The organism is Verrucomicrobiia bacterium (assembly GCA_036268055.1).
Classification (GTDB): Bacteria; Verrucomicrobiota; Verrucomicrobiia; order Limisphaerales; family Pedosphaeraceae; genus DATAUW01.
Genome location: DATAUW010000011.1, coordinates 116,484 through 129,732, shown reverse-complemented (window position 1 = coordinate 129,732; position 13,249 = coordinate 116,484). Strand labels below are relative to the sequence as shown.

General features: G+C 54.1%; 8 protein-coding genes and 1 other RNA gene. 3 read left to right on the top strand and 6 right to left on the bottom strand.

Features of this window, described 5'->3' with window-relative positions:
- Positions 1 to 220: 220 nt before the first annotated feature.
- Together ssrA and VH413_04940 are read left to right on the top strand one after the other, a co-directional pair.
- Positions 221 to 573: a transfer-messenger RNA gene (gene ssrA, locus VH413_04945) on the top strand.
- A gap of 219 nt (positions 574 to 792) precedes the next feature.
- Positions 793 to 2,592, top strand: coding sequence for a thiamine pyrophosphate-requiring protein (locus VH413_04940; protein HEX3798028.1), 1,800 nt, complete (start codon positions 793 to 795; stop codon positions 2,590 to 2,592).
- A 56-nt stretch (positions 2,593 to 2,648) separates the two neighbouring features.
- Here VH413_04940 and VH413_04935 read toward each other — a convergent pair whose 3' ends face one another.
- Positions 2,649 to 2,870: a hypothetical protein gene (locus VH413_04935; protein ID HEX3798027.1), complete on the bottom strand. Its 222-nt coding sequence runs from the start codon at positions 2,868 to 2,870 to the stop codon at positions 2,649 to 2,651.
- 335 nt (positions 2,871 to 3,205) lie between these two features.
- On the opposite strand from VH413_04935, the gene VH413_04930 reads away from it, so the two are divergent.
- Entirely contained in the window at positions 3,206 to 3,853 is a 648-nt protein-coding gene (locus tag VH413_04930) for a DUF6655 family protein (protein ID HEX3798026.1), read from the top strand.
- On the opposite strand, the gene treY is transcribed toward VH413_04930, so the two are convergent.
- The 5 genes from treY to VH413_04905 form a co-directional block, all read right to left on the bottom strand.
- A complete protein-coding gene (treY, locus tag VH413_04925; protein HEX3798025.1) occupies positions 3,846 to 6,452 on the bottom strand; it encodes a malto-oligosyltrehalose synthase in 2,607 nt (868 codons plus the stop codon). The two genes, VH413_04930 and treY, sit on opposite strands and share 8 nt — an antisense overlap.
- Positions 6,449 to 8,302: a malto-oligosyltrehalose trehalohydrolase gene (treZ, locus tag VH413_04920; GenBank protein HEX3798024.1), complete on the bottom strand. Its 1,854-nt coding sequence runs from the start codon at positions 8,300 to 8,302 to the stop codon at positions 6,449 to 6,451. The genes treY and treZ overlap by 4 nt, the downstream gene beginning before the upstream one ends.
- The gene (glgX, locus tag VH413_04915) at positions 8,283 to 10,517 is read right to left on the bottom strand and encodes a glycogen debranching protein GlgX (GenBank protein HEX3798023.1); all 2,235 of its coding nucleotides are present in this window, start codon (positions 10,515 to 10,517) and stop codon (positions 8,283 to 8,285) included. Before glgX ends, treZ begins: the two co-directional genes overlap by 20 nt.
- Positions 10,495 to 11,778 (bottom strand): trehalase family glycosidase, encoded by a 1,284-nt coding sequence (locus tag VH413_04910; GenBank protein ID HEX3798022.1) that lies wholly within the window; start codon positions 11,776 to 11,778, stop codon positions 10,495 to 10,497. Before VH413_04910 ends, glgX begins: the two co-directional genes overlap by 23 nt.
- A gap of 252 nt (positions 11,779 to 12,030) precedes the next feature.
- A complete protein-coding gene (locus VH413_04905) occupies positions 12,031 to 13,146 on the bottom strand; it encodes a Gfo/Idh/MocA family oxidoreductase (GenBank protein HEX3798021.1) in 1,116 nt (371 codons plus the stop codon).
- Between the last annotated feature and the right edge of the window lie 103 nt (positions 13,147 to 13,249).

The following is a 13,249-nucleotide window of genomic DNA, read 5'->3' as shown; positions in this document are numbered from 1 at the left end:
TAAACCATAAATTCCCCATCCCCAAGAACCTCCGCGCCCTCCGTGCCTCCGCGGTAAAAAATTACCGTCCCCCAGTGACCCTCCGCAAGAGCCCAATTCTTGCTGAAAACTGAAAACTTGAAACTTCCCTATTTCCCATTCCACACTCCACACTCCGCACTCCGCACTGGAGTCCCCTTGACCCGCCGCCCCATCCCGGCGATAATAAGAACAGTCGTTTGGGGGCGTACTGGTTTCGACCAGGAGAATACGCCAGAGGCGGCATGCCGAGGATGGTTCGTTGGCCTCGTAAAAAATCGAACCAAAAAATAAAAGCTAATCAAGAACTAGCTCTCGCGGCCTAAGTGCCACGACGTTCGCCACTGGACACCTGCTACGGTGGACGAACGCTACAGCAGGTTAGATCCAGCGCGGAGACCGCGCGCGCGGGGTCGAAATAATTCCATGCGGACTAGGCCGTGCGACTCGAGTCAGAGCGTTATCGCAAGGATGAAAACTCTCTTCTGACTAAGCATGTAGTCGCGGCTGGCAGATTAGTCTGGGACGCGGGTTCAACTCCCGCCGCCTCCACCACTTAATTTATCACTCCCGAATCAGTTTGTTCCGCAATGTCGCAACAGAGGCTTGGCTATCCACTTGGCCGCCACTCACGTGCCTTCGCTATGGAAGCGGCCACAATCGCAATTCGCCATTCATGAAGGCAATTTGCGCCGATTGGTTTGCGCGCCCAGCGAGTTATTGCCATAAACACGGTCAAGGCCTTGGCAAATCATTTGCTGCCTGTTAGCCACCATGAGCGATACGTGCAGCGATTTTTTGATTGAGCGGTTGCATCAATGGGGGATTCGCCGAATTTTCGGTTATCCCGGAGACGGCATCAACGGAATCATGGGCGCCCTGCAACGCGCGGAGAAAAGTTCCCACCCGATGGAATTCATTCAGGCGCGCCATGAAGAGATGGCTGCCTTTATGGCGTGCGGTCACGCCAAATTTACGCGCGAGGTCGGCGTCTGCCTCGCAACTTCCGGGCCGGGTGCGATCCACCTTCTCAACGGCTTGTACGATGCCAAAATGGATCATACGCCCGTGCTGGCCATCGTCGGCCAATCCTCGCGCCAGGCGTTGGGCGGAAGCTACCAGCAGGAAGTGGATTTGACGTCGCTGTTCAAGGATGTCGCGGGAGAATATATGCAGCAAGCCTCGCATCCGGCGCAAATCCGCCATTTGGTGGATCGAGCGGTGCGCATCGCCAAGGCGGAACGGACAGTCACGTGCCTGATTATTCCCAACGATCTTCAAGAGGAAAAAGCCATCAGGGAACCGGCGCATTTGCATCACACGATTCATTCCGGCATCGGCCACGCCAAGTCCCGCGTCATCCCCGCCGATGATGAATTACGCCGGGCGGCCGGCATTTTAAATGAAGGCCAGCGCGTTGCCATTTTGGTGGGCGCCGGCGCCCTGGACGCGGGCGGGCAAGTGATAGAAGCCGCCAATTTGCTGGGCGCGGGGGTGGCGAAGGCATTGCTGGGCCGCGCAGTTTTGCCGGATGCGTTGCCCTTCGTGACGGGCGCGATCGGTCTGCTCGGCACTAAACCCAGTTGGAACCTGATGAATGATTGCGACACGCTTTTGATGATCGGCACCAGTTTTCCTTACTCGGAATTTCTCCCGTCGGAAGGGCAGGCGCGCTGTGTGCAGATTGACATTGATCCGCGGATGTTGAGCCTGCGTTACCCCGCCGATGTCTGTTTGGCGGGAGATGCCGTGGAAAGTTTGAACGCGCTGATTCCTCTATTGAAACAAAAGTCAGACCAAACCTGGCGGGAAAAAATTGAAAAAGATGTCGCGGAATGGTGGAAAGTTCTCGAGGCGCGAGCCATGAATGCCGCCAAACCGCTCAATCCGCAACGGGTGTTTTGGGAATTGTCCCCGCATCTGCCGGACCGTTGCATTCTCACCGCCGATTCCGGTTCAGCGGCAAATTGGTTTGCCCGCGATCTTAAGCTCCGCACCGGCATGATGGCATCGCTTTCAGGAAATTTGGCCACGATGGGGCCGGGCGTACCCTACGCGATTGCCGCGAAGTTCGCCTTCCCTGATCGGGTGGCGATCGCTTTTGTCGGTGACGGCGCCATGCAGATGAATGGCAGCAGTGAACTGGTCACCGTCGCAAAATATTGGAAGCAATGGCGTGATCCGCGGCTCATCGTGCTCGTCCTGAACAATCGCGATTTGAACTTGGTCACTTGGGAGCAACGCATTTTAAGTGGCGACCCAAAATATATCGCCTCTCAGGAACTGCCTGATTTTCCTTACGCCACCCACGCCGAATCGCTCGGACTCAAGGGCATCCGGCTCAACCAGCCGGAATCGGTGGAAGCCGCCTGGAAAGAAGCACTGGCCTCCGACCGTCCGGTGGTGATTGACGCGCATACCGATCCCGAAGTGCCGCCGCTGCCGCCCCACATCACCTGGGCGCAGGCGCGAAATTTTATGGGCTCAATCTTGAAAGGCGACATTCATTCGCGGCGCATGATCTGGCAATCAGTCAAAGACATGGCCGAGAGCGTCCTGCCACATAAGAATTAAGGCGTAGAGTGGCGATGTTGAAAACGGTTTCAACCTTCAATCTAAAAAAGCGATGGTTACTTTGCCGCAGTCCCCGTTTTGGATCGAAAAGCGATCAAGCCGAAGCCAGCGAAAATCAGGAGCAAACCGGGAATGGCCATCATGATTCCCAAATAGGGAATGATGATCGTAAAAAGGAGCAGTGTGCCGATGACAATCAGAACCACCCCCGTGGCCTTTCCGGCGGTTTGAGCGCCCGGATTTTTGACGGATTGTTTTTGTTCAATGGAAGTATTCATAAATTTGGAGATAGGTGTTTCAACAGCTATGACCCGCATTTTTTAGACCAACCCTTCCTTGAGCCGATTAAAAGCAGATGGCTTTTAACCCGGCTGACCGGAACGTCGCTTCAGCGTTTTTTACGGGGAAACTGGATTCAGGCGATTGCAGTGTGCAACACTCGATTGCATATTGCGATTCGAACGCCCTCCCGTCGCCGCAAGTTGCCTTCCAATCCGCCTTTTCCCGCTGGCATATTCTTAGCTAGTAGCCTTCGTCGGAATTTTACGTGATCTGTTTTTTCCAAATCAAATTTAAAAATAATCGCCGCATGTCTGGGAGCAAAATTTTCTGCATGGGTTCCGCCTGGGCCGGAACAAAACATCTTCTTCGTTTTCCATTTTATCTGTCTCTTTTTGGGCTATGCGGTTGTTACACCGCCAAAATTTCTGAACCACCGCGCACCGCCATTGAGCAACTGCTCCTCAGCCACGCCTCGGATGAAGCGATGATGGATGTGGACCTCAAATGGGCCAGTGGCCGGAAAGTTTTCATCGAGGAAAAATATTTTGACAGCGTGGACAAGCTCTATGCCATCAGCCTTATCCGCCAGCATTTTTCCGACGCCGGCGCCCTGCTCATGGCCACCAATAACCAGGCAGACGTGATTGTGGAAATCCGCAGCGGCGGCCTCGGCATGAATACTTCCGAAACGCTGATCGGCATCCCCACGCTCACCATTCCCGTTCCGCTTTCTGGGCCGCTGCAAACTCCCGAGATCGCTTTTTACAAAAGTCAGAAGGCGGATTCGATCGGCAAATTCGCTTTGTTCGCCTACCTCCGCGAAACCGGCGCGCACGTCCAATCTTTGGATGCCACATCCGGTTACGGCCACTTCCATTTGTATAAAGTCTTTGGCGTGGCTTGGCGTCACACGGACGTTCCCCAACTTAAAAAAGGCGTGGACAAGGAAAAAGATCCCTGGCTGATAAAATCTAAATGACCGCTTCCGTCGTCAAAACCGCGAAGGGCAATTCGCCAAACACCTGCGCCATCGCGGCGGTTCTATCGCCGAATCGTCTGCCGGTAAATAAATCAACCAACGCTGTTTCTCCCAGCCCCGCAAAATTTACCTTGGTCGAATCCCAACCCTCGCCGATTGGCGGCCATCCTACTTTTTTGGTTAATCGCGGCGCGAACACCACGGCGCATTCACCTTCCGCACGGCGAACAAACCCAATGCAATTCTCCGCAAACTTTCCCTCAAAAGTCAGCGGCACATAATCACCGCTTTCAAACAATCGCGGATGTTTTCGGCGAAATCTTAAAACTGTTCGCGTTAAAAATAATTTGATCGCGCCGCTGCGCCAATTCGTGAGCAGTTCCGCCGGCGGGTGCGTGCCCAGCGATTTCAAAAATTGCTGCCGCGCTTCAAAATCCACCGGCCTTCGGTTGTCCGGATCCGTCAGCGCAAATTGCCAACCCTCGTTGCCTTGATAGATGTCTGGCACACCCGGCGAGGTCAACTTGAGAAGCGTTTGCGCCAGTGAATTCATTGCGCCAAGTTCCGCGATCTGATTCGCCAGCGGCGCAAACTTCGCGGTGAATTCCGGCGATGGTTCATTAATGACGCGGCTTACGAAATCGCTCATCGCCTTTTCCCAGGCCTCATTTTGTTCATCCCAGCGCGTATGGATTTTTGCTTCCCGCAATGCCTTCAACAGGTGTCCTTGCAAGCGCTCGACATAACTCGAACGCGTTTGCTGGTCTAATGTTTCCAACGGCCAGCTCGCCAATAAAACCTGGTAAAATAAATATTCCTCATTCCGATCCGGAGCCGCCTTTCCATTTACATCCGCTTTGAAAACTTCATTCGCTTTGCCGGCCGTCTGTAAAAACGTCTTCCATTCATCAGCGATTTCCGACAGCCCCGCCACCCGTGCCCGGGCATCTTCGCTCAGTTTGGTGTCATGCGTTGAGGTCGTCAGCATGCAGTGTGGGCTGCATTGAAATCGCCTGGAGTTCGCTGCGTGAAACGCAGTTGGCTCCCAGCCGAATCGCCCGGGATTCGCGCCAACTTCATTCAACGCGATCAGCCGGTTAAACACAAAAAAAGTCGTGTCCTCAAAACTTTTCGCCATGATCGGCCCGGAAAATTGCTGAAATCGCTGCCGAAATAATTCTGCCGTTTCATTCGGTGATGTTTCACCTTCCGCGAGCAAAATCTTTCGTAAGAAATCCAGCGCCTTCCCAGTCACATTCGGCGAATTTTTCCGCGCCAGAGCTAACGCAGTTTCCACCACCGCCCGATCGGCGGGGCTCACCATCGTTCGCGGTGTCATGTAAGTTCGATACACTGGAAAAACAGCCAGCACAGCTTCCACCGCTGCCCGCAACTCCTTCCCCTCCATATTTCCTCCCGCACACTCCTCCAAAAGCGCAGCCAATATCCCGACCTCCTTGCTCAAAGCCAGCCCCATCACCTGCCGCTTGCTCCGCACGATCACATCCTCAAGCGTCGTTTTATCTCCAGCAAAATCTTCGTAGATTTGGGAAAGATTTTTCTCGGACGCGCCCTCCACCAGCACGCCCGTTACGGCGGCGCCAAATTCATATCCTGTCGTGCCCGCCACCGGCCAGTCTTTCGGCAATTCCTCGTCGCCCATCAATATTTTTTCCACTACGACATAAAATTCATCACCGCCAATTTTTTTGAGGAACTGCTGCAACCTTTCCAGATAAGCCGCTGGGTCCGCCAACCCATCAATGTGATCAAGCCGCAAGCCGGTCACTTGTCCCGCTTTCACAAACTCTCCGAGCAAGTGATGAACCGCCTCGAACACTTCTGACAAACCGACGTTGATCCCGATCAAACCATCTATCTCGAAAAACCGGCGATAGTTCGCCCGCCGCGTTCCCGTCCGCCAATATTCCAACTGATACACTTGCTCCGCCAAAAGTCCGCGCATCCAATCCCGGCTCTCGGAATTTTTGACGCCCGCGTTGAAGGCCGCAACCGCCGCGTTTCGATTGGGTTCTATGCCGGCTTGCAAAGCGTCCCACGCCCGTTGCTCGCTGGCCGGCGTCAGCGGCAAAATTATTTCCCGATATTTGATTCCCAGGCGGCCATTTTCATAGGTCAATTCAAACAATCCCCTCTCCAAAACTTTTTCCAATTCATCCTCCAGAATCGGCAGCAATATCCGCCCCTCCAACGCCTCCCAATCCACATCAAAAAATTTCGCGTAACGCGAATCCAGGCCGTGCTCCAAAACATCCCGCCACCAGTAGTTCAACCCCGGCACCGCGCCCATGTGGTTCGGCACAAAATCCAGCATCAACCCCATGCCGCGCTTTCGCAATTCGTTGCTTAACTCAAGCCACCCCGCGCTTCCGCCCAGCACGGGATTGATCTGATTGTAGTCGCAGACATCGTATCCGTGATTGCTTTCCGGCGGCGCGGTGAAAATCGGCGACGCATACAAATCAGTGATTCCCAGTTCATCCAGGTAGTTCACGAGTTTTCGCGCGTCCTCAAAGGTGAATCCTCGATTGAACTGGAAGCGATAAGTTGATCCCGGTATGCGCATGGACGTTTTCACAATTCCCGCTCCAACAAAATCGTCGCCGGCCCGGTAAACTTGCTCGCGTTCGCCGCTATATCAAAAATGTTTTCGCCTTGCCCGTCGAAACGCCGCTCCCCGCTGGACAACTTTAATCGCCAGCCTTTCTCAATCGTGGCTTCAGCGCCTTCGCCAAAATGCGCGATCAGTAACCGCGATGGCCCCGGTTTCAATCCATACTTCAAAAAAACACAATCGCTCTCCGTCCAGACTTTCCAGTTGCTCCGCTCACGTTCGTGTAAAACTGGATCTGCTTTCCGCAGGCGCAAACATTCGCGATAAAGAGCGAGCACCCTTTGATGAGGCTGAGTTTCCAATTCGCGCCAATTCAATTTGCTTTGTTGAAACGCGGACGGGTCTTCGGGATCGGGCATCCGCGCGATCATCTCTGCTGGCCATTGCGATCCGAAATTCTGAAATTCGCGCAGCCGTCCTTTGCTCACGCCCGCGCCGAATTCTCCGCCATGATCGGAGAAAAATACAAACGGTGTTTCCGCCGCCCATTCCTGTCCCATGAATAACATGGGCGTGAACGGCAGCAGCAGAAAAAACATGGAGGCCGCCCGGTAAGCCCGCGCGTCAACTAAATGATTCAACCGCTCGCCCATCGGCCGGTTGCCAGTCTGGTCATGATTGCTTAAACAATAAACAAATTGTTGCGGCAGCCGATCAATAGCATCTGTGCCGCGCGGTTTTTTCCACTGGCGAAATTCCTGCCCGCGAAACAGCCACCCATGTTCAATCGTATCTTTCAATTCGTCCAGGCTTCCGGCATAGCTGGCGAAATGCCCGATGGGTTCCGGCTTCAATTTCATTTTCATCACATGATGAAAGTCATCGGCCCACGCGGCATCCAATCCCAGTCCTTCTTCGCCAACAGGCCGCAGCAGCCGTGCCTCATTTCGATCATCTTCGGCAATGACAAAGCCCCCGCGCCGACGCACCGCCGCCGCAATCTCGGTCAGGATATGCGTGGGCGAATCGTCCTGAATCGCGTGGGTGGCGTCGAGCCGCAGCCCGTCCACGTGAAATTCCTCCAACCAATATTCCGCGTTTTGAATAAAAAATTCGCGCACGGCTTCAGAGTTTTCGCCATCAAAATTCAGCGAGCCGCCCCAGGCATTGCTATTTTTTTTGTGAAAATATTGCGGGCTGGTCCTCTCCAAAATATTCGGCTCGCCGCAGACGTGGTTGTAAACCACGTCCAGGATGACGGCCAATCCCAGCCCATGCGCCGCCTCCACCAATCGCCGCAGATCATCCGGCGTCCCGTAACTGTGTGCGGGCGCGAAGGGCAGCACCACGTCATACCCCCAATTTCTTTCTCCCGGAAATTCACCGACCGGCATCAGTTCAATCGCGTTCACGCCCAGGTCACGCACCTGTTTCAACCGGTCAATGGCCGAAACAAACGTCCCTTCGCTCGTAAAGGTCCCCAGGTGCAACTCGTAAATAATCAAGTCCGCCAAACTCGGTCGCTGCCAGTTTTCATCGTTCCAAAAAAAACTTTCACCTTCGATTACTTGCGATGGTCCCTTAACTCCGCGAGGTTGAAAACGCGACGCCACATCCGGCAAAATAGTTTTTCCCTCCAATTCAAATTCGTAGAGATCCCCGGCTTTGCCTTGCGCATCCAATATTTCAAACCAGCCCGCCCCATTTTTCCGCATCGGCAAACGCCGTTGCCTTCCGTTCAAAAGCACGTTTACCGCTGAGGTTTGCGGACTCCACAACCGGTACAGAACTCCGTCACAGCTGACCTGCAGGCCGTGTCGCCACGCGGGATTCACCGGACGCGGCGGCAAGTCTCTACTGCTTTTGCTGCTCATTGGCCGGCGCGTCCTTTGCTTCGCCATCCATGCTTTGTAACAGACGATCCATGATCGTCGAGCGTTCCAGCGCAGCCGGCGGACGCAGGCGCAGCACCATCATCGAACGGCCTTCGAGAATGATCTGCCCCTTCGGCGGAGTCCGATCGCGAACAAAACCTTTTTCATCGGCAGTGTCCAAAACAAATTCCCATTCGGTCTCCACTCCCGCCGGAAGCACGAACGGAACCGGCTCATGATGCGCATTAAAGCACAGCAGGTAAAAATCATCCTCAATGATCTTGCCATTGATGCCCATAAGATAGCCGCTGAGGAAAATACCGAGACAGCGGTTGTGATCCACATTCCACTCGTCATCGCGCATTTTTCGCCCGGTTGGGTTCAGCCATTTGACGTCGTGCATGTTCGTGCCGCGCACCGGCTGTCCGCGAAAGAAATCCAACCGCCGAAAGGCCGCATGCCGTTTCCGAAATGCAGCCAGTTCAGCGGCGAATTGAGTGAGCCGGTCGGCATGTTCGCCATGTTCCCAATTCAACCAACTGATCTCGTTATCCTGACAGTAGGCGTTGTTGTTGCCTTGCTGGCTGCGGCCATACTCGTCGCCCCCCGCCAGCATCGGCACGCCTTGGGAAAGAAACAATGTCGCCAGAAAATTTCGCTGCTGGCGGCGCCGCAACTTGTTTATTTCCTCATCTTCCGTCGGCCCTTCCACGCCACAATTCCAACTCAAATTATTTTTTTCGCCGTCGCGATTTTCCTCACCGTTGGCCTCGTTATGAGTTTCCTGGTAACTGACCAGGTCCGCCAGCGTATAGCCATCGTGCGACGTCACGAAATTGATGCTCGCGGATGGCGTGCGCCCGGTGGCCTCATAAAGATCCGCGCTGCCGCTGAAACGGTTCGCAAAATCGCTCAAACACCCGCTGTCGCCCTTCCAATAATGCCGGATCGTGTCGCGATATTTTCCGTTCCACTCAGACCACAGGATGGGGAATTTACCAACTTGGTAGCCGTCCTCGCCGAGGTCCCACGGCTCCGCGATCAATTTGACTTGCGAGATGAGCGGGTCCTGATGGATCACGTCAAAAAACGAGGAAAGATGATTCACCGCCTGCAATTCGCGCGCGAGGGCTGCCGCCAAATCAAAACGAAAACCGTCCACGTGCATCTCCGTGATCCAATACCGCAGGCTGTCCATCACCATCTGCAAAACATTGGGCTGATACACCGCGAGCGTGTTTCCCGTGCCGGTGTAATCCATGTTGTAACGGGGATCTTCAGACAGCCGGTAATAACTCAAGTTATCAATGCCGCGGAAGGAAAGCATCGGCCCCATGCGATTTCCCTCGGAAGTGTGATTGTAAACCACGTCGAGGATCACTTCCAAACCGGCGGCGTGCAGGTTCTTCACCATTGTTTTGAATTCCCGCACTTGCTCACCGAGAAAACCTTCGCTCGAAAATCGGCTGTCCGGCGCAAAGAAGCCGATGGAATTGTAACCCCAGTAATCCGAGAGCCCTTTATCAATCAAATGTTTTGAATCCATGCGGTGATGCACGGGCAATAACTCAATGGCCGTCACTCCGAGTTTTTTGAAATACGCAATCGCCGGCTCGCTGCCGATGCCCAGATACGTCCCGCGAATTTTTTCCGGAAGCGCCGGCCAGAGTTTGGAGAACCCTTTGACATGAGTTTCATAAATAATCGTTTCGCCCATGGGGGTGTTGGGAAGCGCATCATTTTCCCAATCGAACCGCGGGTCAGTGACCACCGATTTGGGCATGCACGCCGCGTTGTTAAAATCGTTTTTGGAAAGATCGGCGGACGGGTCGCCCAGGCGATAGGGAAACATCTCTTCGCCCCAGCGAACGTCGCCGGTAATCGCTTTCGCATACGGATCCAAAAGTAATTTGGAGGGATTGAATCGCAGACCCTTCTCCGGTTCGTAAGGCCCGTGAACGCGATAGCCGTAACATTGCCCGGGCTTCAAACCCGGCACGAAAACGTGCCAGATCTGGTTCGTGCAATGAAAAATTTTGATCGAGCGCTTTTCCTCCTTGCCGTCCGGAGTGTCGAAAAGGCAAAGATCCACGCCCGCCGCGTTGGCGGAAAACAACGCAAAATTTACCCCATCGTTCATCCACGTGGCCCCCAGCGGGTACGGTTTTCCCACGAGCAAATCGGTTTCGATCTTATCCATTTTTGGTGGTTGCATAAAAGCTTTCCCGCTGCGGCCAAAGCCGGCCGGTCAGGACGAAATTCACGAGCCGCGCGAAGATAGAGTTGGTCCAGCCGAAGCCGGCCTGGTCGGGATAACGGTCCGGCGTCGCGCGCGAACCGTCCACGACATTGTATTTTTCGAAGTTCACTTTGTTCTCCAAAAAAATCCGGTTCACCAGGTCCACCCATTTCCGCGCGATGCGCAATGCCTCGTCATGAAATCCGTATTTTTCCAAGGCACTGATCACGATCCATTGCAGCGGCGCCCAGCCGTTGGGCCATTCCCATTGTTTGGAAAAGTCCTTCGTTTCGCCGCGCGATTGTTCGGTGGTCACGATGCCGTGGTTCATCTCAAAAAACGGCAGGTGCGTGGCCACGATGCGCGCGGCCTGCTCCGGTGTGGCAAGCCGTGACCACATCGGAAAAAAGCCCGCCACGGTGCGCACATTACTGCGGCGGCCACGGCGATAATCGAAGTCATAAAAATACCCCGCGTCGTTGTCCCACAAAACTTCGAACATGTTTTTCCGGCGCTCTTCCCGTTTGGCCTGCCATTTTTTTTCGGCTTCTCCATCGCCCAGCAGCTTCGCAAAAAGTGCGAAGTCGGTCTCGTATTGGAATAACAGGCTATTCAAATCCACCGGAATAAAATCCAGGCAGCGGTCTTCAAAACGATGCGTCATGTCCCAGCCGGATTCGGCTTCCGCCGCCGAATGCCAAATATTGAGATCGTAGTATCGGGATAATCCGCGATAGACCTCGCGATCGTCCGGAAATTTTTTTCCGCGCCAGACCTGTTCGTATTCCACTTCCGCGACTCGCGACGCCGTCTTCAGCCAGCCGAAAAGTTCGGTTTGCGTGAGCCCCTGGCGGGCCTTGGCGTCATACGCCTTGCGGATCATCGAACTCAGAAACGGCGGCTGCGAACGGCTCAGATGGTAGTAGCGGTTCGCATTCGGGATGCGCCCGAAGCGGCTCATGAGGAAAAGAATATTCTCCGTTATTTCGATCACCAAACCGTCGTTGCGGGTTTCCTCCAATCCCAGCATGATAAAATAGCTGTCCCAATAATACAGCTCCTTGAACATGTCATGATTCGCGCAGATGTATCGGAATGGCAATCCGATCAGCGTCCCCACGTCGGCGGTTTGCAATCGCGTAATTCTCGGCCAGTAATCCTGAATGTAATCCAGGCACGCCTGATAAGGATTTTCCAGGGTTGGCGCAGGATTATCTGTTTCAATATTTTTTTCCATTACTCGTTCATCTGTTCCCAAGCCATCGCGTCAGGCATGCGCGCCGCCGATGGCTATTTGTCGCACGAATAAAAATGGCCTGGAAAACCGGGCCGGAAGAATTTTAGCTGGTTACGTACCAACAAATTGAATGCAGAAACGCGCGCGTCGCCACGTAAATGGAATTGATTCCGCCCGGGAAAGCGCGCCAGTTTTTCGCAATTTGCCGTTCGATTGGCGAATTGCGATTTATTTTCCGTCAAGCCAAAGCGATCATCGGCTCGGTGATTGCGCGTGAATTTTAGGACGGCGCCGCGCCGGCGGCCGATAAATTTCCTGGCGCAAATCGGGCCGATGCGGGGCGCGAAGTTCCCTGGTCCGCACCGGCAGCCCATTGCGCGCGGACTCGTAAAGCGACCGGATGATATGCACATCCAAAAGCCCTTCGATGCCCGACGGCTCGGGCTCGCGTTTTTTCAAGATACAGTTCGAGAAGTAAATCAGTTCCGCCGCGAACTGATCGCGCAGGGCGTATTTTCTCCTGATCGTGCGACCACCGGAAATAAGTTCCATCTCGATCGAATCCGAATATTCAAACGCGTGGTTCAATCGCAAAACTCCCTTCGTTCCCACCACCGTGAACACCGCCGAATCCGACGCGCCAAAACTGGTCGTGAAACTCGCCAGTCGGTCCTTCGGAAAACGCAAAATCGCACTCGTCATTTCATCAACCTCCTTGAAACGCGGATCGCCATTGCGCGCGGAAAAAGCAAAGACCTCCGCCGGTTCACTGCGGAACAAATAGCGCGCGGCATTGATGCAATAAATCCCAATATCATAGAGCGAACCGCCGCTCAGGTGATCGTCCAGCCGGACATTTCCCGGCTTCACTTGCTGCGTGAACAGCGCTTGAAAAATTCGCAGTTCGCCGATCTTTCCCGAGTGCAGCAAATGGATCGCCTCAAGATTCGCCCGTTCAAAATGCAGGCGATACGCCGTCATCAGCCTCACCTTATTTTCCGCGCAAGCCTTGAGGATGTCCTCGCATTCCGCCTCGGTCTTGGCGAGCGGCTTCTCGGACAGCACATGGATTCCCGCTTCGGCGGCGTGGACGGCGTATTCCCGATGCAACTCATTCGGCAGGCAAATATAAACCGCATCCACCTCGCCGCTGCGCATCAAAGCCCGATAATCTCCATAATCGCACAACCGTCCGACCTGATATTGGCGTCCGATTCGCTTCAGCTTTACCGGGTCATCCGAAACCAGCGCGGTCAACTCGGAGTTTCCCCTGGAATTCGCAAACGCCGGCAAAACCGCGCTCTGCGCAATATCTCCCAATCCGACGACCGCATAACGAACTCGTTTTCCCGACGCTTTGGCTTTCATTTATTTTATAGGTTGAATGATTTTCTAAAATTGATTCGCTGACCTATCAGCAAAACAAATGCCACGCGGGATTTCTGGAATTCTGGTCTGTACAGGATACATC

Bases quoted from the DNA above. Each gene is read 5' to 3' on its own strand.
- VH413_04940 (HEX3798028.1), top strand. From the start codon at position 793: ATGAGCGATACGTGCAGCGATTTTTTGATTGAGCGGTTGCATCAATGG.
- VH413_04935 (HEX3798027.1), bottom strand. From the start codon at position 2,870: ATGAATACTTCCATTGAACAAAAACAATCCGTCAAAAATCCGGGCGCT.
- VH413_04930 (HEX3798026.1), top strand. From the start codon at position 3,206: ATGGGTTCCGCCTGGGCCGGAACAAAACATCTTCTTCGTTTTCCATTT.
- treZ (HEX3798024.1), bottom strand. From the start codon at position 8,302: ATGAGCAGCAAAAGCAGTAGAGACTTGCCGCCGCGTCCGGTGAATCCC.
- glgX (HEX3798023.1), bottom strand. From the start codon at position 10,517: ATGCAACCACCAAAAATGGATAAGATCGAAACCGATTTGCTCGTGGGA.
- VH413_04910 (HEX3798022.1), bottom strand. From the start codon at position 11,778: ATGGAAAAAAATATTGAAACAGATAATCCTGCGCCAACCCTGGAAAAT.
- VH413_04905 (HEX3798021.1), bottom strand. From the start codon at position 13,146: ATGAAAGCCAAAGCGTCGGGAAAACGAGTTCGTTATGCGGTCGTCGGA.